A 21,419-nucleotide genomic window follows, 5' to 3' on the forward strand; every position below is an offset into this window, starting at 1 on the left:
CAACTCCGTCGGCGCCGTCTTGTCGCTGGCCGGGTACGGTGCCCCTCGTCCGGATCGCATGGTTCACATGCCAATCGCTGTCCACGGTAGCAAAGGAGTAGGGTCCCGCTGCGTGGCGTTGTCGACACCGTGGTCCCGTCGGATGGGGCTGGAGGCGCCGATCGTCAACGCCCCGATAGGCGGAGCGGCGGGCGGCGCCCTGGCCGCGGCGGTGTCTCGGGCGGGTGGGCTCGGCATGATCGGGATGGGCAGTTCGGCGACAGCCGCGGGGCTGGCGGCTGAACTGCCGCACTTGTCCGGACTTTCGCATCCGTTCGGCATCGGGCTCGTGCACTGGGTGATGGAGGCCGAGCCCGACCTGCTGGAGGTCGCGCTGTCGGCGAAGCCCGCGCTGTTGTCCGTGAGTTTCGGCGACGACTGGTCGTGGGTGCGCAGAGCCCACGACGCGGGTGTGCCGGTGGCTGTGCAAGTGGCCGACGTGACCGCCGCGCGGCGCGCGGTGGACGCCGGTGTCGACGTGGTGGTGGCGCGCGGAGCCGAAGGGGGAGGACACGGCGAGCCGCGCGTCGGCACCCTGCCGTTGCTCGCGGAGGTGCTCGACGAGATGCCCGTGCCTGTGCTTGCCGCGGGCGGCATCGCCTCCGGTCGAGGCGTGGCCGCGGTTCTGGCCGCGGGAGCCGCCGGCGCGTGGCTCGGCACCGTGTTCACCACCTGCACCGAGGCTTTGACGTCGCCCGCCGCCCGGGTACGGCTTCTTGCGGCGCGCGGTGTCGACACGGCGACCACGCGGGTTTTCGACGTGGCGCAGGAATACCCTTGGCCTGCAACGCTTCCCGAGCGGGTTCTGCGCAACGATTTCGTGGACCGCTTCGATGGTCGCGAGGACCTCCTCGACGCCGACGCCCGCGAGGCTCTCGCGTCGGCGGTCGCCACCGAGGACTATCGAGTGGCGCCCGTCAACGCCGGACAGGGCGTGGGCATGGTGCGCGAACCGCGGTCGGCCGCCGAGGTCATCGAATCGCTGTGCGCCGAGGCCGAGCGACTGCTGCGGCCGTGGGGCGAGGTTTAGTGCTGTGGTCGCCGGTTCAGTGACCGGGCGCCCATGATCAACCCGAACACGATCACGCTGCCGACCACCGCGACGCCGACCCGCACCGGCATCGCGTCGACGTCCGACAGCATCGGCGCGGCGTTGACTGCCGGGTTCGCGCCGTCGGCGCTCGGCTTGGGGTCGAGCAGCGACGGGTCCGGCTCGATCAAGGTGCCCACGCTGGTGCCCGGGGGCGTCGCGAAGCCGTAGTCGAGCAGATGTGCCGCCTGTGCCCACGGAGCGATCGGCTGGCGGGTGCCCTTCAGGAGCACGGCGACGAGTCGGCGGCCGTCGCGGTCGGCCGCGCCGACGAAGGTCTGGCCGGCGTCGTCGGTGTAACCGGTCTTACCGCCCATCGCGCCGGGGTAGTTGAGCAGCAGCTTGTTGTCGTTCTCGATCGGATATCCGGCATCACCGCGGCCGGGGAAGTCGAACGTCTTGGTGGACACGATGTCGGCGAAGATCGGGTTGCGCCAGGCGTAGCGGTAGAACAGCGCCATGTCGTAGGCCGATGTGCTCATGCCGGGACCGTCGAGGCCGGACGGCGTCGCCACCCTGGTGTCGAGGCCGCCGAGCTTGCGGGCCAGGTCGTTGAGTTTCCTCAGCGTGGCGTCCCAGCCGCCGAGTTGGCGCGCCAGCGCGTATGCGGCGTCGTTGCCCGAGTACATCAGCAACCCGTGCAGCAGGTCGTTGATCGAGTAGTGGCCCCCTTCGCCGACTCCGACCTTGGTGCCTTCCTGGCGGGCATCCTCGGCGGTGCCCGGCACGACGCGGTGGATCGGCAACTCCTTGATCGCCTGCATGGCGGTCAGCACCTTGATGATGCTGGCGGGCCGGTGCCTGCCGTGCGGGTCCTTGGCCGCGATGACGTCGCCGGTGTCGAGGTCGGCGACCAGCCACGCCTCGGCGGAGACGTCGTTGGGCAGCGGCGGCGTCCCCGGCGCGGTGATGATGCCGCAGCCGGACAACTTCTCGCCGCCCATCGGTGTGGCGGGCACCGGCAGCGGAGCGGGCGGCGCCTCACCGGGTTTGGGCACTTCGGAGGCGTCGACGGCCGGCGGGGTCACCTCGCGGTACGGGCACGCGTTGGCCTCCGGCGCGGCTGGCGGCTGAGCACTTGCCACAGCGGGCGCTGCGGCTACGAACAAGGCCGCTGCCAGCACGGCGGCGCGGTTCAACGAATTTCGAAACTTCGCCATCGAGCGCAGATTAAGGCGTATTCGCGAGGATCCCGCGGAGGCGCGCTGTGACTGCTGTTACTCAAGTTTCATTTGTGACTGGCGGTTCACGCCGAGTGCACGCTTGACGTACGCCTAATCGGCATTTGTGTACAACACGCGTGCACTCGGCGTTAGTGGGGGAGCGCACAGTGCGCGACGGCCGGGAAACCGATGCAGCCCATCCACAGTCGGCCGCCGGCCTCGACCAGGCCGGTGACCATGCCGAACTGCGGATGTTCGGTGCGCAAGCCGGCGACGACTTCGCCGCTGTCGGGATCGAAGGCCACCGCCCACACCTCGGGTTTGATTTGGGGTTGCAGTGTGTCGGGCAGCTTCCACAGCAGCTTGCGCAGCGCCGGCCAGCGCGGCGCGAGCCATTCGGCCGCGGCGTTGAGCGGTGAGACCATCGCGCACCAGATGCGGCCGTCCGCGCCGGTGGACAGGTTGTCCGGATGGCCGGGCAGGTTCTCCCGAAGCGGTGTCACCGTGCCGGCCCGCTCCCCGGTCAGCCAGAACTTCGACAGCCGGCGTCCCATCGTCTCGGCGAACACCAACGCCGAGCCGTCGGCAGTCGGCGTCACACCGTTGGCGAAGTACAGACCCGGCACCGCGGTGAGCACGGTGCCGTCGGCGTCACGCCGAAACAGGCTGCCGCGCGGCCGTGCCTCCATGACCGCGCCCTTGAAATGGGCATAGCTGAACGCGCTCGTCGACTCGGTGAAATAGATTGTGCCATCCGGTGATTGGGTGACGTTCGAGCAGAACATCAACCGCCGGTCGTCGACCTCGGCGACGAGCGTCTCCAGTGTGCCGCTGGCCGGATCCAGTGAGCGCAGGCCGCCCGGACTGGTGCACACCAGGATTCGGCCGTCGTGGGCGACGTGCAGCCCGAGCGGGCGGCCCTCCGTCGTGGCGACGACAACGGGGTCTCCGCCGTCGGCCGGGATGCGCAGGATGCGGCCGTCATCGACACCCGTCCATACGGCGCCGGCGGCGTCGACGACCACGTCCTCGGGCGCGTTGCCCGGCAACGGGACGACGGTCAGCTCGGCCGGCGGCAGGTCGGGCAGCGGGTCGACGGATGGCGGCTGCCAGCGGACGGGATCGATCGGCGGCTTCTTCGAGGCGGACACGTCGCCGACGCTACGCCGACGGGCTAGAGCAGTCGGCCCGCTTCGTCGAGCACGCTGCGCATGATGTCGTAGATCGCCTCGAACTCCCTCGGACCGCTGATCAGCGGCGGCGCCAGTTGGACGACCGGGTCACCGCGGTCGTCGGCCCGGCAGTACAGCCCCGCCTCGAACAGCGCGGGGGTGAGAAAGCCACGGAGTAATCGCTCACTTTCCTCGTCGTCGAAGGTTTCCTTGGTCGCCTTGTCTTTGACCAACTCGATGCCGTAGAAGAAGCCCTCGCCGCGGACGTCGCCGACGATCGGCAGGTCGTAGAGCCGCTCGAGGGTGGCCCGCAGCCGCGGGGCGTTCTCCTTGACGTGGTCGTTGAGGCCCTCACGCTCGAAGATGTCGAGGTTGGCCAGCGCCACCGCCGACGACACCGGATGCCCGCCGAACGTGTATCCGTGCGCGAACGTCGTTTTGCCGTCGTCGAACGGCTCGAACAACCGGTCGCTGGCGATCATCGCGCCGATCGGGGAGTAGCCCGACGTCAAACCCTTGGCGCAGGTGATGATGTCGGGCACGTAGCCGAAGTCGTCACAGGCGAACATCGACCCGATCCGGCCGAATGCGCAGATGACCTCGTCGGAGACCAGCAGCACGTCGTATTCGTCGCAGATTTCGCGGACGCGCTCGAAATACCCTGGCGGAGGCGGGAAGCAGCCGCCGGCGTTCTGCACCGGTTCCAGGAAGACCGCCGCGACGGTGTCCGGTCCTTCGAACTCGATCGCTTCGGCGATCCGGTCCGCGCAATACTGCCCGAACGCCTTCTCGTCGCTTTGATACGGCGCGGGCGCCCGGTAGAAGTTGGTGTTCGGCACCCGGAATCCGCCGGGTGTCAGCGGCTCGAACGGCGCCTTGAACACCGGCAGTCCGGTGATGGCCAACGCGCCCTGTGGCGTGCCGTGGTAGGCGATCGACCGCGAAACCACCTTGTGCTTACCGGGTTTGCCGATGAGCTTGAAATAGTTCTTGGCCAGCTTCCACGCCGATTCGACGGCCTCGCCGCCGCCGGTGGTGAAGAAGACCCGGTTCAGGTCGCCGGGCGCGTAGCTGGCTATCCGCTCGGCCAGTTCGATGGCGGTCGGCGTGGCGTAGGACCAGAGCGGGAAGAACGCCAGCTGCTCGGCCTGTTTGGCCGCGGCCTCCGCCAGTTCGTGGCGGCCGTGACCCACCTGGACGACGAAAAGCCCCGACAGCCCGTCGATGTAGCTCTTACCCTTGCTGTCCCAGATCGTGATGCCCTCGCCGCGGGTGATGATCGGCGGGGTGATGCCGGCACCGTGCCGGGCGAAGTGGCCCCACAGGTGGCGGTGCGCTTTTGCGTCGAGATCGGTCGAAAAGTCTTGCACGGTACCGGTTGTAGTCACCTTGTGCCCCAATTGTATTGCTGCTTGACCAGTTTCAGGTAGACGAGCGTCTCGGTGGACAGCACTCCGGGCACGGCGCGGATCTGGGTGTTGAGCAGGTCGAGGAGCTCGTCGTCGTCCGCGCAGACGACCTCGATGATCGCGTCGAACGATCCCGCGGTCAGCACCACATAGTCGACGGATTCGATGGCGGCAAGCCTCTCGGCCACCTTGGTGGTGTCGCCGGTGCAGCGGATGCCGATCATCGCCTGCCGGGCGAAGCCCAACTGCAGCGGGTCGGTGACGGCAACGATCTGCATGACGCCCGCGTCGACCATGCGTTGCACCCGCTGGCGTACGGCGGCTTCCGACAGTCCGACGGCCTTGCCGATGCCCGCATAGGAGCGGCGGCCGTCCTGCTGGAGCTTCTCGATGATCTGCTTCGACAGGTCATCGAGCTGGAACGCGGCGCCCGGTCGAGAGTGGTTGACGCGGAACGAAACGGGCCCGACGCCGTGCGCAGCACCCGGAGTAGACATGCCAGTGATTGTGCACGGAATCCGTCGTAGCGGGCAACCAACGGCCCTGAAACCCTCGTCTGAACGGCCTTGGGTGCGGGAATGCGTAGCCTGGCGCGGCCGAGCCGGGATAGCGTGAACGCCATGACGGCGGTTTCCGCAAGCCTGGCAGGCAGCTGGATCGACGGCGCAGCGGTGAGGGCCGGCGGGCGGCCCGCCGGGCGCACGCAGGGAGCCCTCCAGATAGACACGGTTGCGTAGCTACTAAGCCGTTTCTATGATTTGGGGCGTGCGGAGACGAACGCTCGATCAGCTGATCGCCGACTGTCGAACCGCAGTGCTGGCGGAGGCTGCCGAATCAGGCATCGGCCGGCTGTCCATCGAGGGCGTCGCTCGGCGCGCCGGAGTGGCCAAAACTTCGATCTACCGGCACTGGCCCACGGTCGAGGACCTACTTCTGGACGCGCTGAGCGAGGCCTACCCCGTCGAACTACCTACGCCCGCGGGCGGGGATCTGCGGGCCGACCTGCTGCGGTCGCTCGAATCGCTCAGGGCATGGCTGACCGGGCCATCGGCACCCGCGGTGACCGCCATCCTCGCCGACCGGCGACGACGCCCCGACCTCGCGGAGGCGTTGTACAGCCGCGTTTTTGACCCACACGGTGGACGCTTCACGCGCACGGTGCTGGAGCACTACGCCGCGCTCGGCGAGATCGACGCCCGGCTGGTGACGCCTGTCGTCTGCGACATCGGTGAGGCGCTGGTGATCAAACACCAGATCGACACCGGCGACATGCCCGACGACACGAGCCTGGCCGCCATCGTCGACCAGGCCATCCTGCCCGCACTCTTCTTCATTTCTAAGGAGGGACGATGACGATTCGGATCAACGTCGACTGGGACACGATCGATCGCAGATCGCAGACCACACTGACGACCCACCTTTGGACCGCGCCGCCACTGCGGCGCGGCTCACCGATTCACGTCAAGGCCTTTCAGGCGCTTCGAAACCTCGAAGCGGATCTGGCCCGATTCCTGCCCTGGTTCGCCCATCCGCGCGTCTCGGTCCCGGAGCTGGTCGCGCCGACAGAAACTGAAACCTCTTGGAATTTTGAACTTCTCGACCCCTTCGTGGCCGACTTCATGGATGCCGCACAGGGTCGGCCGGTGGTCATGAATTTCGCGACCATTCCGGCGTGGATGTTCACCACGGACATCGCTGACCTTCCCGAGGATCCCAATGAAATTGTCTGGCATTACGAGTCGTGTGCCGAACTGCGCGATCCCACCTGCGCCGAGGTGGCCGACTACTTCTACCGGATCGCCAGCTGGTATATCGCCGGCGGATTCACCGATGAACTCGGCCACTGGCATGAATCCGGACACCACTACCGCTTCGCCTACTGGGAGGTGTTGTGCGAACCAGATATCCGCGGCATGTCACCACAGACCTACGCGAAGCTGTTTGACGCGGTGGTGACCCGGCTGCGCCCGCTGGACCCGGAGATGAAATTCGTAGGCTTGTCGTTGACGCACATGCACCGAGATCCCGAGTACTTCTGGCAATTCCTCGATCCGGCCAACCACAATGCCGGCGCGGCGCCAGATGCCATGTCCTACCACCTCTACGCTCACCCTGAGATCGTCAATCCCTACTCGCGCGAGGGGAATCCGCCGTTCGCACACTGGCGCGACGCGTTCTTCGCGCAGGCCGATGGATTCATCGAACAGGCGCGTTTCATTGAGTCGATCCGCACGCGGATTGCACCCGACACCAAGACTTTCGTCAACGAGATCGGCACTTTCACCGCCGAGCCGATGGACCCGGCACCCGATATCCCCGATGAGTACTGGGACCTCAGCGCCGCCGTGCAGTCCTATCTATGGGTGCAGCTTGTCAGGCTGGGCGTCGATCTGGTCGGCGTCGCCGAGTTCATCGGCTACCCCGGCATGATCCCTGGCGTCACACTGATCGACTGGGCCACCGGCTTGCCCAATGCGCGCTATCACGCACTCGAACTACTGATGCGACACTTCGGACCGGGCGATTCCGTGGTGTCCACCAGCACCGGACAACCGGCGATGCCCGACCCCCGGGTGTGCGCGCAGGGCTTCGTCAGCACGGACGGCACACGGAAGCTGTTGCTGATCAACAAAACCGCGGCGCCTGTGGTGGTCTCGCTACCAGCGGGTCCTTGCTCGCTGCGCCTCGACGGATACGCAGTCGTGGTGCGCACATTCTGAACGCGCGCGAGCAGTCGCTAGGCTCGAACTATGACCGCCAGCACGCGGATCGACGAGTTCGAGGCATTGCGACCGCATCTGCTGTCGGTTGCCTACCGGCTCACCGGCACGGTCGTCGATGCCGAGGACATCGTGCAGGACGCGTGGCTGCGCTGGAGCGCCGCCGACTCGGAGGCGATCACGAACCTGCGGGGCTGGCTCACCACGGTGGTCAGCAGGCTGGGGCTCGATCGGTTGCGGTCGGCGACGCATCGACGCGAGACCTATGTGGGCGAATGGCTTCCCGAGCCGGTGGTCACTGCGCTGGACGGCAACGACCCGCTGGCGGTGGTGGTCGCGGGTGAAGACGCTCGGTTCGCCGCGATGGTGGTGCTCGAGCGGCTCAAACCCGACCAGCGGGTCGCGTTCGTCCTGCACGACGGCTTCGGGGTGCCGTTCGGCGAGATCGCTGACGTGCTCGGCGTCAGCGCGTCCGCGGCTCGTCAACTGGCGTCGCGGGCGCGGCGGACCGTGGCCGATGCGCCGCCGCCGGTTGCGCCCGACGAACACAACGAGGTGGCCGGCGCGCTGATGGCGGCGTTGGCCTCCGGCGACATGGAAGCCGTGGTGCGCCTTCTCCATCCGGACGTGACGTTCACCGGCGACTCCAATCGCAGGGCGCCCACCGCGCCGCGCGTCATCCACGGCCCGGACAAGGTTGCGCGGTTCCTGTTCGGCCTGGCCCGCCGCTACGGCCCGGGCTGGCTCGAGACGGGTGTGCCTGCACTGATCAACGGTCAGTTCGGCAGCTGGACACCGGGTTCGCCGGCCCGCGACGGCTATCCGGAGATGACCCCACGCGTGACCGCGATGACCGTGCGCGACGGAAAGGTCTGTGCCATCTGGGATATCGCCAACCCGGACAAGTTCACCGGTTCGCCGCTGAGAGGAAAATATGGCCGCTGATTTCGCTACCACGATGAGCCAGCTCATGTTCCGCGGGATGGACAAGATGCGCCATCACGAAGCCTTCGAGGTCGGTGCTCCCACAGGTACGGACTTCACGGGCTTCGAGAAGACGCGCCAGATCCTGCTGGTGACGTTCAAGCGGTCCGGCGAAGCAATGCCGAGCCCCATCAACCACGGTCTCGCCGACGGAAAGCTCTACGTTCGGACCGACCCGTCGACCGGTAAGGTCAAGCGCCTGCGGAACAATCCGCGAGTTGTGGTGGTGCAGTGCAACTTGCGCGGAAAACCCAAGGGGCAACCGGTCGCCGGGATCGCGCGGATCCTGCCCGAGGCCGAACACGCGCACGCCGAGCGGGCCATCGCGGCGAACTGGAGCCTGCCGATGAAGCTGTTCGAACGCGGTCTCGACAAGGGCAGCCAGGCGCTCGGAACCGACATGGCCTACATCGAGATCACCCCCGAGACGCGACCTCGCTAGCCCACGGAACCCGGCATGCATCACCCGAATTGAAGCCCTGCTCGGTGATGCCCAGCGCGGAGTACATCCGCGCCCGCATGTTCTCCACGCCGATCTGGTAGGTCAGCTCGATGACGCCGTCGTCGCCGAACCGCCGCCTGAGGTCGTCGACCTGCTCGTCGGTGAGGGTGTGCGGGTCGGTCGTCATCGCGTCGGCGTAGGCGATCGCGGCGCGCTCGTCGTCGGAGAACAGCGGGGAATTGGCGTAGTCATCGATGTGCTTGAGCCGGTCGACGTCCAGGCCGTCGAGGCGTTGCAGCATCGAGCCGAAGTCGACGCACCACGAGCAGCCGACCGTGCGGGCGGTCCAGAACACTGCCAGCTCGCGCACGCTCTTGGGCAGCTTCTTCGACGCCGAGCCGAGCATGCCTTCGTGGACGACGTTGGCGATCATCAGCCGCGGGTGATGCGCGGCCACCGCGAACGGCTCGGGCACCTCGCCGAACCGGCGCCTGGCGACCCGGTAGAAGACCTTGGTGAGCAGCGAGGCACGCTGCGGGGGTAGGGGATCGATGCGGGTTTTCTGTGCTTTCTCGGTCATACCCATATGACGAGACAGCCGCCGGATGTGTGACAACAGTTTCCGCAAGCGTGCTCGCTCGCCGACGTAACGCCGGGCAGGCCATGGCCCGATAACTCAGTGAGATCGATCAAGTCTGTCCAGGCCGGACTCGGAGCCGCCGCGGCGGCGACATCAGACTTGGCGGACGGTCGGGGTTGTCCTTCTCAGTTTCCTGCTCATGTCGGGGAGACGAGGAGTCACACATGGACGTCGCGAAAGTCCTGAAGAAAGCCACCGCCCACGGCGCCGTCGCCGTCGTGCTCGGTGGTGCTGCGCTGGGTACCGGCGCCGTGACCGCCAACGCTGACCCCGACTGGGGGCCGCGCGACCACGACGAGTGGGTCGACGGCGACTGGCAGTACCGCGACCGTGACTGGAAGTGGAACCGGTGGAACGACCACGACTGGGACAAGTGGTGGAAGGTCAACAAGTGGCGCAACGACGACCGCCCGCCGTGGGGCTGGGGCCGTCCGCCCGCCGTGCATTGGCGCGGGCATCCGCCGCAGTGGATCGACTACTGGGGCTACCGCGTGCATCCGGTCTGGGATCCGGGCTTCAAGGCCTTCGGCTTCTGGCTCTTCGGAGTCTTCATCCCGGTGATCGTCCTGTAGCGATTTGGGTGTCCGAACAGTCGCTGACCGACTGTTCGGGCACCAAATCCCTAACGCGCGAACATCAGCGCGCGCTTGACCTCCTGGATCGCCTGGGTGACCTGAATTCCGCGCGGACACGACTCGGTGCAGTTGAACGTGGTGCGGCAGCGCCACACGCCGTCGACCTCGTTGAGGATGTCGAGTCGCTCGGCGGCGGCCTCGTCGCGGCTGTCGAAGATGAACCGGTGTGCGTTGACGATCGCGGCGGGTCCGAAGTAGCTGCCTTCACTCCAGTAGATCGGGCAACTCGTGGTGCAGCACGCGCACAGGATGCACTTGGTGGTGTCGTCATAGCGGGCGCGGTCGGTCTGGCTCTGGATGCGCTCGCGGGTCGGCGGGTTGCCGCTGGTGATCAGGTAGGGCTTGATCGCGCGGTAGGCGTCGAAGAACGGCTCCATGTCGACCACGAGGTCCTTTTCCACGGGCAGTCCGCGGATCGGCTCGATCGTGATCGTCAGTTGCTTGCGCGGATTCTTCGGCAGCATGTCGCGCATCAGCACCTTGCACGCCAGCCGGTTGACGCCGTTGATCCGCATCGCGTCCGAGCCGCACACGCCGTGCGCGCACGACCGCCGGAACGTCAACGTGCCGTCCAGATACCACTTGACGTAGTGCAGCAGGTTGAGCAGCCGGTCGGTGGGCAGGCACGGCACCCGGAAGCTCTGCCAGCCGGCCGTATCCGGGTCCTCGGGGTTGAACCGCGCGATCTTCAGCGTCACCATCACCGCACCCTCCGGCACGGGAGGGGTTGTGGCCTCGGCCTTTTCGACGTCGGGTGACAGAGTCATTTTGCCCCCACGCTCGTGTGCTCGTCAGTAGTCATCAGTACTTCCGTTCCATCGGCTCATACCGGGTCTGCACCACCGGCTTGTAGTCCAACCGGATGTCGGACAGCAGGTCCGTGCCCTGCTTGTACGCCATCGTGTGACGCATGTAGTTGGTGTCGTCGCGGTTGGGGTAGTCTTCGCGGGCATGCCCGCCGCGGGACTCCTTGCGGTTCAGCGCCCCGACGACGGTGACCTCGGCGAGCTCCAGCAGGAAGCCCAGCTCGATCGCCTCGAGCAGATCGCTGTTGTACCGCTTGCCCTTGTCCTGCACCGTGATCCGCCCGTAACGCTCCTTGAGCGCGTGGATGTCGGTCAGCGCTTGCTTGAGCGTCTCCTCGGTGCGGAACACCGCGGCGTTGTTGTCCATCGACTGCTGCAGCGCACCGCGGATGTCGGCGACGCGTTCGTTGCCGTGCTCGCTCAAGATGTCGCCGACCCAGTCGACCACCATGCCCGCCGGGTTGTCCGGCAGGTCGACATGATCGTGTCCCAGCGCGTAATTGGCCGCGGCGATACCCGCACGACGGCCGAACACGTTGATGTCCAGCAGTGAGTTGGTGCCCAGCCGGTTGGCGCCGTGCACGGACACGCACGCGCATTCCCCGGCCGCGTACAGGCCCGGGATGATCGTCGTGTTGTCGCGCAGCACCTGGCCGTTGACCGTCGTCGGGATTCCGCCCATGACGTAGTGGCACGTCGGATAAACCGGCACCAGTTCCTTCACCGGGTCGACGCCCAGGTAGGTGCGGGCGAACTCGGTGATGTCGGGCAGCTTCGCCTCGAGCACGTCTTCGCCGAGGTGGCGCACGTCGATGTAGACGTAGTCCTTGTTCGGACCCGCGCCGCGGCCCTCGAGCACCTCGAGCACCATCGACCGGGCGACGATGTCGCGGGGGGCGAGGTCGACGATCGTCGGCGCGTAGCGCTCCATGAACCGCTCGCCGTCGGCATTCAAGAGCCGCCCGCCTTCGCCGCGCACGGCCTCGGAGATCAGGATGCCCAGGCCCGCCAGACCCGTCGGATGGAACTGGTGAAACTCCATGTCCTCCAACGGAAGTCCCTTGCGGAACACGATGCCCAGGCCGTCACCGGTGAGCGTGTGGGCGTTGGAGGTGGTCTTGTACATCCGGCCCGAGCCGCCGGTGGCGAACACGATCGCCTTGGCGTGGAAGATGTGGATGTCGCCAGTGGCCAACTCGTAGGCGATGACGCCGGTAGCGACGGGCCCGCCCTGAGTCTCGGTCATCGCGATGTCCAGTGCGTAGAACTCGTTGAAGAACTCGACGTCGTGCTTGACGCAGTTCTGGTACAGCGTCTGCAGGATCATGTGGCCGGTGCGGTCGGCGGCGTAACACGCCCGGCGCACCGGAGCCTTGCCGTGGTCGCGGGTGTGCCCGCCGAACCGGCGCTGGTCGATGCGGCCCTCGGGGGTGCGGTTGAACGGCATCCCCATCTTCTCGAGGTCGAGCACCGCATCGATGGCCTCGCGGCACATGATCTCGACCGCATCCTGGTCGGCGAGGTAGTCGCCGCCCTTGACGGTGTCGAAGGTGTGCCACTCCCAGTTGTCCTCCTCGACGTTGGCCAGCGCCGCGCACATGCCGCCCTGCGCCGCTCCGGTGTGGCTGCGCGTCGGGTACAGCTTGGTCAGCACCGCCGTGCGGGCTCGCGGGCCGGCCTCGACCGCGGCGCGCATACCGGCCCCGCCCGCGCCGACGATCACGACGTCGTAGCGATGTTCAACAATCATTTACAGACTCGCCCTCATGAGATGTTCGCGTCGAAGGTGACCAACACGTAGCTGCCCAGCACCAGGGTGAACCCCGTGGTCAGCAGCAGCAGCGAGTTCAGCCAGAACTTCGTGGTGTTCTTGCGCGCGTAGTCGCCGATGATGGTGCGCAGGCCGTTGGCGCCGTGCAGTTGGGCCAGCCACAGCAGCGCCATGTCCCAGATCTGCCAGAACGGCGAGGCCCAGCGCTCGGCGACGTAGTTGAAGTCGATGCGGTAGACCCCGTCCTCCCACATCAGCATCACGAACAGATGGCCGAGCGCGAGAAAAACAAGAGCGACACCCGAAAAACGCATGAACAGCCACGCGTACTTCTCGAAGTACGGGATGCCGCGCGGCCGCCGCGGCGCCCGCGGATGGTCCAGGCCGGCCGGCCGGTCGTGCTCCTTCTCCATCACCGGTGCGATGCGTCCCTCGCGGTGATGCGGAGTCCAGGCCTTTTCCGCCGCCTTTTCGGTCGCAGCCTTTTCGGTCGCCCCACCCGTCGGCGCGCTCACAGGAACCGCTCCGCCATGTGCATCCCGATCACACCGAGCGACGGGATGAAGATTGCCAGGAAGACGCCGATGACGATCCACAGCATCACCCGCTGGTAGCGAGCGCCGTGCTGCCAGAAGTCGATCAGGATGACCCGGATTCCGTTGAGGGCGTGATAGAGCACCGCGACGACGAGGCCGATCTCCATCAATCCGATCAGCGGGGTCTTGTAGGTCTCGATGACCTCGTTGTAGGCCTGCGGGCTCACGCGCACCAGCGCGGTGTCGAGCACGTGGACGAACAGGAAGAAGAAGATCGTCGCGCCCGTGATGCGGTGAAGGACCCAGGACCACATCGCGGGATCGCCGCGGTAGAGGGTGCGCCTGCGCGGCGGTCGCGATCGCGGAGCCGGCACCGCCGGGCCCCCGGGCGCCAGCCCGGAAGTTTGAGTACTCATCTGGCCTCCAACGCCTTCGGTGGACGTTTGGGCTTTCGAGCTGCACCGGGCGGCAACTTGATCCGGTTCGCGCACTTCACCCAAACCTCGGGGCGACTCTAAACCCAGTTGTACTGCTAAACGAACTACGGTTTAGCCGTCGATGTCCTGAAAAGCGCCGAAGTTAGGGTTACCTATGCTGAAACCGGCTCCGCGCGCGGGACTTCGGAATGCATTCAGGATCGGCCCGGCGGGGGTGGCATGACAACAGAAATCGACTGGAAGATGCTGCGGCACAAAGCAATTGAAGCCGCAGAAACCGCCTATGCGCCCTATTCGGGCTTCGCTGTCGGTGCGGCGGCGTTGGTAGACGATGGCCGCGTGGTGGCCGGCTGCAATGTGGAAAATGTCTCATATGGCCTAGGTCTCTGTGCCGAGTGCGCAGTGGTCTGCAACCTACATTCCAGCGGTGGCGGACGGCTTGTCGCGCTGTCGTGCGTCGACGCGGCGGGCCAGCTGCTGATGCCGTGCGGGCGGTGCCGCCAGGTGCTGCTCGAGCACGGCGGGCCGGAAATCCTCATCGACCATCCGCAGGGTCCGCGCACGCTGAGGGACCTACTGCCCGACGCGTTCGGACCGCAGGATCTGGCCAGGCGCGGTCGGGAGACTTGAATCGCCGAACGAGGGCTTCCGGCACGCGATCCAGTGGTAATGCGTGCGTCGATCCCACTCGCGGCGGAGAAGGGAAATTCCGTGATGCAGTTCACATTTGACGCGCCGACGGTGATCCGGCGCAAGCGTGACGGCGGGGCGCTCCCGGATGCGGCGATCGACTGGGTCATCGACGCATACACCCATGGCCGGGTGGGCGACGAGCAGATGTCGGCGCTTCTGATGGCGATCTTCCTGCGCGGAATGACCACGGCCGAGATCGCCCGTTGGACTGCGGCCATGGTGAACTCCGGCGAACGGTTGGACTTCACCGATCTCCGTCGCGGTGGCAAGCCACTGGCGTTGGTGGACAAGCACTCAACCGGTGGGGTGGGCGACAAGATCACCATTCCGCTGGTGCCGGTGGTGATGGCCTGCGGCGGGACGGTTCCTCAAGCCTCCGGCCGCGGACTCGGCCACACCGGCGGCACGCTCGACAAGCTGGAGTCGATCCCCGGGTTCACCGCCGAGTTGGCCAAAGACCGTATTCGTCAACAGCTTTGCGACGTCGGTGCGGCGATCTTCGCGGCGGGGGAGTTGGCGCCCGCGGACCGCAAACTCTATGCGCTGCGCGACATCACCAGCACGGTCGACTCCCTGCCGCTCATCGCCAGTTCGGTCATGAGCAAGAAGATCGCCGAGGGCACCCGAGCGCTGGTGCTGGACACGAAGGTCGGTTCGGGTGCGTTCCTCAAGACCGAGGAGGAAGCGCGGGAGCTGGCCCGCACGATGGTCGAGCTGGGAACGTCACACGGCCTGGCCACCAGGGCGCTGCTGACCGACATGTCGACGCCGCTGGGCCGCGCCGTCGGCAACGCCGTGGAGGTGGCCGAATCGCTGGAGGTGCTCGCCGGCGGCGGGCCGCGCGACGTCGTGGAGCTGACCTTGGCGCTGGCCGCCGAGATGCTCGACGCCGCGGACATCGACGGCGTCGATCCAGCCCAGACCCTTCAGGACGGCTCGGCGATGGACAGGTTCCGCGACTTGGTCGCCGCGCAGGGTGGCGACCTGAGCCAGCCGTTGCCGCTCCGTACCTCGGTCGAAACCATCACGGCACCTCGCGATGGCACGATGGGGGACATCGACGCGATGGCGGTGGGTATGGCGGTGTGGCGACTCGGTGCGGGGCGCTCGGCCCCTGGTGAGCGGGTGCAACCTGGTGCCGGATTGCTCATTCACCGGCGGCCCGGAGAGCCCGTCAGCGCGGGTCAGGCGCTTTTCACCTTGAGCACCGAGACGCCCGAACGCTTCGAGGCCGCGATCGCCGAACTGGACGGCGCCTGGACCGTCGCCGATACCGCACCGCCGGCGCGCCCATTGATCATCGACCGAATCACGAGCGGAGACTGACCGGAGAGCGACATGACGACGCCGCTGACGCTGGACTCGATCAGGCAAGCGCCCAAGGCGCTGCTGCATGACCACCTGGACGGCGGCCTGCGCCCGGCCACCGTCCTGGAGCTGGCCGAGGCGACGGGTTACGACGACCTGCCCGCGTCAGACGTCGACGAACTCGCGACGTTCTTCCGCACCGCTGCGCACAGCGGCTCGCTGGTGCGCTATTTGGAGCCGTTCGCGCACACCGTCGGCGTCATGCAGACGCCCGAGGCCCTGCACCGGGTGGCCTACGAGTGCGTCGAGGACCTCGCCGACGACAACGTCGTCTACGCGGAGATCCGGTTCGCGCCGGAACTGCACATCGACGGCGGGCTGTCGTTGGACGCGGTGGTCGACGCGGTGATGGCCGGGTTCGCCGACGGTGAGAAGGCGGCCAGCGCCGAAGGGCGGGGCATCACCGTGCGGTGCCTGGTGACGGCGATGCGGCACGCGGCGCGCTCGCTCGAGATCGCCGAACTCGCGATCCGGTTCCGCGACAGGGGTGTCGTCGGCTTCGACATCGCCGGCGCGGAAGCCGGCTATCCGCCGACGCGGCACCTGGACGCGTTCGAGTACATGCGAAACAACAACGCGCGCTTCACGATCCACGCGGGCGAGGCGTTCGGCCTGCCGTCGATCCACGAGGCGATCGCGTTCTGCGGCGCCGACCGCCTCGGCCACGGTGTGCGGATCGTCGACGACATCACCGTCGCGCCCGACGGCTGCGCGCAACTGGGCCGGCTGGCGGCACTGCTGCGCGACAAGCGGGTTCCGTTCGAGCTGTGCCCGTCGTCCAACGTGCAGACGGGCGCGGTTGCCAGCATCGGCGAGCATCCGTTCGATCTGCTGGCGCGGCTGCGGTTTCGCGTCACGGTCAACACCGACAACCGGCTGATGAGTGACACCACGATGAGCCAGGAGATGCTGCGGCTGGTGGAGACCTTCGGCTACGGCTGGAGCGATCTACAGCGGTTCACCATCAACGCGATGAAGTCGGCGTTCATCTCGTTCGACGAGCGCCTGTCGATCATCGACGACGTGATCAAGCCGCGCTACGCCGTGCTCATCGGCTGAGTCCCCTTTCCGCGCGAGTGACCGTGTTTGCACACCGACACGCCTATGCCGGGTGACATTGTCCGGTCGGTCGCGCGTGCCGAGAGGCCCTACAGGCGGGCGGCCGCGAAGGCGGCGGCATGAGCCGCCAGGCCTGGCGGCACGTAGGACAGGTGCGCCGGCGGGCAGCACCTCCTCACGCGAGGGCGTGCCCCCGCCAGCCAGAGCGCGTCGTACGGTGACCACATGATCACCGGAGCTCACGTCATCGTCTACAGCCGCAACGCCGAAGCGGACCGGGCCTTCTTCCGCGACGTGCTCGAGTATCCGAACGTCGACGCCGGCGGTGGTTGGCTGATCTTCAAATTGCCGCCGGCCGAGGTCGCCGTGCATCCGGCCGAGGGTGCCGGGTCGCACGAGTTGTATTTGATGTGCGACGACGTCACCGCCACCGTTGAGCGACTGTCCGACAAGGGGATTACCTGCGGACCGGTGACCGACCAGGGCTGGGGTCTGTTGACCACCATCGCACTGCCCGGTGGCGGTGAGCTCGGTCTGTATGAGCCCCGCCACCCGAAAGCAACTGAGCTTTAACGCTATTCGGGGCGAAGCCGGGACTCGACGAACGCCTCCAACGCCTCCCACTGCTCGACGGCCTTGGCATACGGCGGGCTGGGCGCGCGGACCTTGTCGGGCTCCAGAACGTGGGCGATGATCCGGCCCAGCGGCTGATCGGCGTCGAGTGCCTGGTCGACCGTCGAGTCCTCCGAGTAGTCGCCGACGTCCCTGAGCAGTTCGACGGCCAAGTCCAACTGGTCGCGGTCCAGCGCATCGGGTCCCTCGGCGAGGTCGTCGACGATGCCGGTGAGCACATAGACGTTGTCGTCGGTGATGTCGATCTGCAGCGAGCCGTCGGTGGCGGCCGTCCGGATGTCGTCATAGGTGGCCAGCCCAGACAGGTCGTGGTCGTGCTCGTCGGCCAGATAGCGCGCCAGCGCCCGCTCCGAGCCGAAGACGCTGATGCGGCCGTTGCGGCCGAGGAAGACCGGCCGGTCCTCCAGATAGCAGCGCAGCGTGTAGTAGGTGCCCGCGCTCGTCATCATCCGCACCGGGTCGATGCCGACCTTGAGCCAGAAGTCCTCGTCGCTGCCCAGCACCTGGCTCTGCGCCTGGACGGCCAGCGCGTCGGGTTCCTCCGCGCCCTCGTCCTCGGCGCCCTCGCTGTCCTCGACCTCGTCGATCAGCTCTTCTTCCGGTTCCGGTTCCGGTGCCGGCTCGGCCAGTTCTGCCTCGGCCTTCTTCACGGCGTCCGCGTCGACGTCCGGCGTGGTGATCACTTCGTCGAGCGCGTCGACGACGTTGTCCCAACCTCTGGCTATCACGGCCTCGATTGCGGCCCACTGTTTGCGTCCCCGGCGCCCGGAGAACGCGTCGATTCCACCACCGAGCGTGCCCAGCACCGGGTTGCCGTTGAAGAACTTGGTGACCGCCGGCAGCTCGCACACCGAGCCGAGCGCCGAGACGACCGCCAGCGTCCGGTGCAGTCGCCGCACCGACTCTTCGGTGGCCTTCTCGGAGACGATGTCCGGTACGCCGACGACGTCGTATTGGTGTTCCTCGGCCGGATCGAGCCGGTGGGCATTGACCTCGGTGACCTTGTCCCATGCCGGGTGGTCGACGAGGTCGTTGTCCTTGTTGGTCCTGACGAATGCGACCAGGTCGGCAACCGACTCGAGCCCATACAGATCCTCGTCCTTGCCGAGGAAGGCCTCCCACTCGTCGGCGCCATCGCGCCAGCGTGGAGCCCATAACGTGTACAGGTCGCCCTTGGTCAAGCCGAGCCGGATCGGCACGATGTCAGCAGCCATGGCGCACAGCCTAACGATCGAGATCGGTGGTCAAGCTGGCGCAGGGCCATACCGCCTACCCCGTGGGCTGCTCGAGTGCCGCTTCGATCCAGTTGGAGAATTCGCACGCAAGGTGCCACCGGTGTCCGGCCACCATCCGCCCCAGTGTCGGCAGCGCGAACTCGACAGTCAGTCGAGCGTGGAATCCATCGTCGGTGTCACGGAACTGATGGCGCACGCCGCCGATCGCGAACCCGTCGGACGCCCGTGCGACGCCCGCAATCTGATGCGGGAAGCGCGTATCGGCGGGTGTGACCAGCGACGAGACGTCGTCGTAGTCGATCAAGAACAGCGCCGCAAACGGACTGCCGCCGGTCGTCTCCAGCACCTGCTGTCGGCGGTCGGCGCCGGTGCGGATGAGGAAGTGGTCCGGGCACGCTCGAAGCATCGCCGGCTCGTCAGAGGTCTGCGTCCAACGTTCGAACGCGTCGACGAACGTCTCGGCGGAGCCGCCACGAACGTATATGTCGATGCTGCTGATCCGACGTCGAGGACTCAGGCGGGCTTCCAGTCGGGCGGTGGCGTCGGCGATTCGCATCTCGCGATTGAGTCGGGCGGTGATCTTCTCGGCACCGAGGGAGCGCTTCGCCTGCAACAACGCTTCGCGCCGTTCTGTGACGCCGCTGCGCGGCACGCGCACGCCGAGCTTTCTCGCCACTGCGGTGATTCGACGGTCCTCCCAGGCAAGTACCTCGCCTCGGGTGACGCTCCTGCCGTTGATCTCGGTGACGATTTCCGGAGCCGACATGCCGACCCTAACGCTAGTAAATTTGCATTAAGGACCTTACGCTGACCATAGCCGCACGTCAAAGGAGGTGGCGATTGGTCACCCGACGACCTGGGGGCCGCTCTGAGCGCGTCCGTGTGAAGGTTCTCGAAGCGGCGGTGGAGCGGCTGCTCGACGACGGCTACGACGGACTCAAGGTGCGCGATGTCGCACGCTTGGCAGACGTCGCGGAAACCACGATCTATCGGCGCTGGCCCACGACGCACGATCTTGCTGCTGCCGCGGTCGGCCACCTCGCGCGCGCCGACAATCCGATTCCCGACACGGGCACGCTCGAGGGCGACTTAGGGACACTGTTGGGTCAGATACTCAACTTGCTTCGACGCCCGGAGGTCGAGCGGATTCTTCGCGTGGCTGCTGCGCTCGACAGTCGTGACCACGATGCCGTCGATGCACGTAAGGCATTCTGGCGCAGTCGATTCCTGGGGTCTTCGCGCATCGTCGAACGTGCCATCGACCGCGGCGAGCTCCCAGTCGGCACCGACCCAGACGAGTTGATCGAGTTTCTCGTGGCCCCGGCATATCTCCGGCTGCTGCTACTCGACCGCCCACTGGACAGTGCGCTGCTCGACCTATCGGTGCACAACACCCTCGCCGCCTACGCAGTCGGCCGCCAGAACCCCTGAAAACCCTGCCCCGCGTTGCTCGTCCGAATCGGCGAAAGTTGAACGGGGTCACCGGCTTCGATCATCTGGCCGTTCCCGACGATCATCGCGACATGACCGTCCCACACCGCGAGGTCACCCGGCCGTAGATCGCCCGCGGCGACGGGCGCGCCGATGTCCTGCTCCTGCGCGAGCCGCGGAAGGCTCAGTCCCGCTTCCGAATACGCCCATTGGGTGAGGGCGCTGCAATCGAGGCCGACGCCCGGCGTGGTGCCGCCCCAGTCGTACGGCACACCCAACTGCGTCAGCGCGTTCCGAACAGCGCTCGCCGCCACCGCGTTCGGCGCCGTCGCCGAGCTGCCGTCGGGAAGCCGCACCGCTACACCGTCTCCGAAGATCCCGGCATCCGGCGTCGGGACAGGAGCTTCGGGTCGGGAGAGTTCGGCGATGTCGCGCACCAGAGAGCCGAGTCCGCCCGCATTCGTGCCGAGCCCGCCGGCGCTGGACCCGAGCCCGCCGGCGCTGGACCCGAGCCCGCCGGCGCCGGACCCGAGGCCGCTGGACCCGAGCCCGCCACCGCCGGAGCCGAACCCGCCAGCACTTCCCAGCGGACTCATGGGCGCACCGAAGCCTGACGGTGTGGTTGCCGCGGCGCCGGACGGGGTCGTCGCGGCAGGAGCCGTTGCGCCCGCGGCGATCCCGGCGGCGTGCCCGTCGAGCTCGGCGCGCAACTCGTCGACCACCCCGGCGGCCTCGGCGAGCGACCGCCGTGCCTCGGCCATCAGCTCCTCGGTCACGCCGGGCGAATCGAGATACGGCTCCAGCGCGCCCGCTCGGGCCTCGAACGCGTCCACGATGTCGCGTAGGCGCTGATGAGCGCGCGCGACCGCCGCGTCGGCGGCATCCGCCGTTTCGCCGAGCCGCCCGACCCGTCGCGCGAGTTCTTCCGTCTGCGCGGCGGTCGCGATGACGACGCGCTCGGCCGCGTCGGCCCCGGGGCCGGTCCAGTGCGGCGCCGCACTTCGCCAGGCCTGGCTGGTCGACGCCGAGACCTCCTGCAGCGCATTGCGCACATCGTGCAGAGCGGTCGCCAACTCCGCCCCCGAGCCGGGGCCGACCAGCGACTGAAGTTCTCGCAGGGGTGCCGTCAGCGCGGCCACCAACGCACTCGGCATCG

22 protein-coding genes, 1 pseudogene and 1 riboswitch are annotated in these 21,419 nt (G+C 67.2%); of the genes and pseudogenes, 11 read left to right on the forward strand and 12 right to left on the reverse strand.

What is annotated here, in order from left to right:
* Positions 1–8: 8 nt before the first annotated feature.
* Positions 9–76: riboswitch (guanidine-III (ykkC-III) riboswitch) on the reverse strand.
* 66 nt (positions 77–142) lie between these two features.
* On the forward strand, positions 143–1,069 hold the full coding sequence (locus AU185_RS05055) for an NAD(P)H-dependent flavin oxidoreductase (protein WP_172800373.1): 927 nt from the start codon (positions 143–145) through the stop codon (positions 1,067–1,069).
* Here AU185_RS05055 and AU185_RS05060 read toward each other — a convergent pair.
* From AU185_RS05060 to AU185_RS05075, 4 genes are all read right to left on the reverse strand, one after another.
* Positions 1,066–2,289: a D-alanyl-D-alanine carboxypeptidase family protein gene (locus AU185_RS05060; protein WP_059099425.1), complete on the reverse strand. Its 1,224-nt coding sequence runs from the start codon at positions 2,287–2,289 to the stop codon at positions 1,066–1,068. The genes AU185_RS05055 and AU185_RS05060 overlap by 4 nt on opposite strands.
* Before the next feature lie 152 nt (positions 2,290–2,441).
* Positions 2,442–3,443 carry an SMP-30/gluconolactonase/LRE family protein gene (locus AU185_RS05065; protein ID WP_059099426.1) on the reverse strand — a complete coding sequence of 334 codons (1,002 nt, stop codon included), beginning with the start codon at positions 3,441–3,443 and terminating at the stop codon, positions 2,442–2,444.
* A 23-nt stretch (positions 3,444–3,466) separates the two neighbouring features.
* Complete coding sequence (locus AU185_RS05070) at positions 3,467–4,834, reverse strand: aspartate aminotransferase family protein (RefSeq protein WP_172800370.1); 1,368 nt, start codon at positions 4,832–4,834, stop codon at positions 3,467–3,469.
* A gap of 14 nt (positions 4,835–4,848) precedes the next feature.
* On the reverse strand, positions 4,849–5,370 hold the full coding sequence (locus AU185_RS05075) for an Lrp/AsnC family transcriptional regulator (protein ID WP_059099428.1): 522 nt from the start codon (positions 5,368–5,370) through the stop codon (positions 4,849–4,851).
* Positions 5,371–5,638: 268 nt separating this feature from the next.
* Between AU185_RS05075 and AU185_RS05080 the strand changes: the two genes are divergently transcribed.
* The 4 genes from AU185_RS05080 to AU185_RS05095 are packed head-to-tail and all read left to right on the forward strand — an operon-like array spanning position 5,639 to position 9,019.
* On the forward strand, positions 5,639–6,226 hold the full coding sequence (locus tag AU185_RS05080) for a TetR/AcrR family transcriptional regulator (protein WP_231740312.1): 588 nt from the start codon (positions 5,639–5,641) through the stop codon (positions 6,224–6,226).
* Entirely contained in the window at positions 6,223–7,593 is a 1,371-nt protein-coding gene (locus AU185_RS25520) for a hypothetical protein (protein WP_059099430.1), read from the forward strand. The genes AU185_RS05080 and AU185_RS25520 overlap by 4 nt, the downstream gene beginning before the upstream one ends.
* A 30-nt stretch (positions 7,594–7,623) precedes the next feature.
* Positions 7,624–8,538 (forward strand): sigma-70 family RNA polymerase sigma factor, encoded by a 915-nt coding sequence (locus tag AU185_RS05090; RefSeq protein ID WP_059099431.1) that lies wholly within the window; start codon positions 7,624–7,626, stop codon positions 8,536–8,538.
* A 13-nt stretch (positions 8,539–8,551) separates the two neighbouring features.
* Entirely contained in the window at positions 8,552–9,019 is a 468-nt protein-coding gene (locus AU185_RS05095) for a PPOX class F420-dependent oxidoreductase (RefSeq protein WP_082683755.1), read from the forward strand.
* Here the strand turns inward: AU185_RS05095 and AU185_RS05100 are convergent.
* Positions 8,994–9,590 (reverse strand): annotated as a pseudogene (locus tag AU185_RS05100) (carboxymuconolactone decarboxylase family protein); the annotation flags it as partial. The gene AU185_RS05095 and the pseudogene AU185_RS05100 sit on opposite strands and share 26 nt — an antisense overlap.
* Positions 9,591–9,823: 233 nt before the next feature.
* On the opposite strand from AU185_RS05100, the gene AU185_RS05105 reads away from it, so the two are divergent.
* Positions 9,824–10,231: a hypothetical protein gene (locus tag AU185_RS05105; protein ID WP_059099434.1), complete on the forward strand. Its 408-nt coding sequence runs from the start codon at positions 9,824–9,826 to the stop codon at positions 10,229–10,231.
* A gap of 50 nt (positions 10,232–10,281) precedes the next feature.
* Here the strand turns inward: AU185_RS05105 and AU185_RS05110 are convergent, their stop codons facing one another.
* From AU185_RS05110 to sdhC, 4 genes are all read right to left on the reverse strand, one after another.
* Positions 10,282–11,061 carry a succinate dehydrogenase iron-sulfur subunit gene (locus tag AU185_RS05110; protein WP_059099435.1) on the reverse strand — a complete coding sequence of 260 codons (780 nt, stop codon included), beginning with the start codon at positions 11,059–11,061 and terminating at the stop codon, positions 10,282–10,284.
* A 34-nt stretch (positions 11,062–11,095) separates the two neighbouring features.
* Positions 11,096–12,850 (reverse strand): succinate dehydrogenase flavoprotein subunit, encoded by a 1,755-nt coding sequence (gene sdhA, locus AU185_RS05115; protein ID WP_059099436.1) that lies wholly within the window; start codon positions 12,848–12,850, stop codon positions 11,096–11,098.
* A 14-nt stretch (positions 12,851–12,864) separates the two neighbouring features.
* Positions 12,865–13,284, reverse strand: coding sequence for a succinate dehydrogenase hydrophobic membrane anchor subunit (locus AU185_RS05120; RefSeq protein WP_059099458.1), 420 nt, complete (start codon positions 13,282–13,284; stop codon positions 12,865–12,867).
* A gap of 98 nt (positions 13,285–13,382) precedes the next feature.
* Complete coding sequence (gene sdhC / locus AU185_RS05125) at positions 13,383–13,823, reverse strand: succinate dehydrogenase, cytochrome b556 subunit (protein ID WP_082683743.1); 441 nt, start codon at positions 13,821–13,823, stop codon at positions 13,383–13,385.
* 240 nt (positions 13,824–14,063) lie between these two features.
* Here sdhC and AU185_RS05130 point away from each other — a divergent pair, with 240 nt between their 5' ends.
* From AU185_RS05130 to AU185_RS05145, 4 genes are all read left to right on the forward strand, one after another.
* A complete protein-coding gene (locus AU185_RS05130; protein WP_059099438.1) occupies positions 14,064–14,474 on the forward strand; it encodes a cytidine deaminase in 411 nt (136 codons plus the stop codon).
* Positions 14,475–14,555: 81 nt separating this feature from the next.
* Positions 14,556–15,863 carry a thymidine phosphorylase gene (locus AU185_RS05135; RefSeq protein WP_172800372.1) on the forward strand — a complete coding sequence of 436 codons (1,308 nt, stop codon included), beginning with the start codon at positions 14,556–14,558 and terminating at the stop codon, positions 15,861–15,863.
* A gap of 12 nt (positions 15,864–15,875) precedes the next feature.
* Positions 15,876–16,964, forward strand: a complete 1,089-nt coding sequence (locus AU185_RS05140; protein ID WP_059099439.1) for an adenosine deaminase — start codon at positions 15,876–15,878, stop codon at positions 16,962–16,964.
* Between the two features lie 225 nt (positions 16,965–17,189).
* Positions 17,190–17,537, forward strand: coding sequence for a VOC family protein (locus tag AU185_RS05145; protein WP_059099440.1), 348 nt, complete (start codon positions 17,190–17,192; stop codon positions 17,535–17,537).
* A 2-nt stretch (positions 17,538–17,539) separates the two neighbouring features.
* On the opposite strand, the gene satS is transcribed toward AU185_RS05145, so the two are convergent.
* Both satS and AU185_RS05155 read right to left on the reverse strand, forming a co-directional pair.
* Complete coding sequence (gene satS, locus AU185_RS05150; RefSeq protein WP_059099441.1) at positions 17,540–18,811, reverse strand: protein export chaperone SatS; 1,272 nt, start codon at positions 18,809–18,811, stop codon at positions 17,540–17,542.
* A 55-nt stretch (positions 18,812–18,866) separates the two neighbouring features.
* Positions 18,867–19,598 carry a hypothetical protein gene (locus AU185_RS05155; protein WP_059099442.1) on the reverse strand — a complete coding sequence of 244 codons (732 nt, stop codon included), beginning with the start codon at positions 19,596–19,598 and terminating at the stop codon, positions 18,867–18,869.
* A gap of 116 nt (positions 19,599–19,714) precedes the next feature.
* On the opposite strand from AU185_RS05155, the gene AU185_RS05160 reads away from it, so the two are divergent.
* Positions 19,715–20,263, forward strand: coding sequence for a TetR/AcrR family transcriptional regulator (locus AU185_RS05160; RefSeq protein WP_059099443.1), 549 nt, complete (start codon positions 19,715–19,717; stop codon positions 20,261–20,263).
* Here the strand turns inward: AU185_RS05160 and AU185_RS05165 are convergent.
* Complete coding sequence (locus AU185_RS05165; RefSeq protein ID WP_059156946.1) at positions 20,236–21,417, reverse strand: C40 family peptidase; 1,182 nt, start codon at positions 21,415–21,417, stop codon at positions 20,236–20,238. The genes AU185_RS05160 and AU185_RS05165 overlap by 28 nt on opposite strands.
* Positions 21,418–21,419 lie beyond the last annotated feature (2 nt).

Origin of the sequence: Mycobacterium sp. GA-0227b, assembly GCF_001499855.1 — a bacterium.
Taxonomy (GTDB): Bacteria; Actinomycetota; Actinomycetes; order Mycobacteriales; family Mycobacteriaceae; genus Mycobacterium.

Coding starts and splice junctions, on each gene's coding strand:
- AU185_RS05145 (WP_059099440.1), top strand. CDS start 17,190: ATGATCACCGGAGCTCACGTCATCGTCTACAGCCGCAACGCCGAAGCG.
- AU185_RS05130 (WP_059099438.1), top strand. CDS start 14,064: ATGACAACAGAAATCGACTGGAAGATGCTGCGGCACAAAGCAATTGAA.
- AU185_RS05110 (WP_059099435.1), bottom strand. CDS start 11,061: ATGACTCTGTCACCCGACGTCGAAAAGGCCGAGGCCACAACCCCTCCC.
- AU185_RS05075 (WP_059099428.1), bottom strand. CDS start 5,370: ATGTCTACTCCGGGTGCTGCGCACGGCGTCGGGCCCGTTTCGTTCCGC.
- AU185_RS05120 (WP_059099458.1), bottom strand. CDS start 13,284: ATGGAGAAGGAGCACGACCGGCCGGCCGGCCTGGACCATCCGCGGGCG.
- sdhC (WP_082683743.1), bottom strand. CDS start 13,823: ATGAGTACTCAAACTTCCGGGCTGGCGCCCGGGGGCCCGGCGGTGCCG.
- AU185_RS05140 (WP_059099439.1), top strand. CDS start 15,876: ATGACGACGCCGCTGACGCTGGACTCGATCAGGCAAGCGCCCAAGGCG.
- AU185_RS05165 (WP_059156946.1), bottom strand. CDS start 21,417: ATGCCGAGTGCGTTGGTGGCCGCGCTGACGGCACCCCTGCGAGAACTT.
- satS (WP_059099441.1), bottom strand. CDS start 18,811: ATGGCTGCTGACATCGTGCCGATCCGGCTCGGCTTGACCAAGGGCGAC.
- AU185_RS05105 (WP_059099434.1), top strand. CDS start 9,824: ATGGACGTCGCGAAAGTCCTGAAGAAAGCCACCGCCCACGGCGCCGTC.
- AU185_RS05155 (WP_059099442.1), bottom strand. CDS start 19,598: ATGTCGGCTCCGGAAATCGTCACCGAGATCAACGGCAGGAGCGTCACC.
- AU185_RS05095 (WP_082683755.1), top strand. CDS start 8,552: ATGAGCCAGCTCATGTTCCGCGGGATGGACAAGATGCGCCATCACGAA.
- AU185_RS05090 (WP_059099431.1), top strand. CDS start 7,624: ATGACCGCCAGCACGCGGATCGACGAGTTCGAGGCATTGCGACCGCAT.
- sdhA (WP_059099436.1), bottom strand. CDS start 12,850: ATGATTGTTGAACATCGCTACGACGTCGTGATCGTCGGCGCGGGCGGG.
- AU185_RS25520 (WP_059099430.1), top strand. CDS start 6,223: ATGACGATTCGGATCAACGTCGACTGGGACACGATCGATCGCAGATCG.
- AU185_RS05060 (WP_059099425.1), bottom strand. CDS start 2,289: ATGGCGAAGTTTCGAAATTCGTTGAACCGCGCCGCCGTGCTGGCAGCG.
- AU185_RS05055 (WP_172800373.1), top strand. CDS start 143: ATGGGGCTGGAGGCGCCGATCGTCAACGCCCCGATAGGCGGAGCGGCG.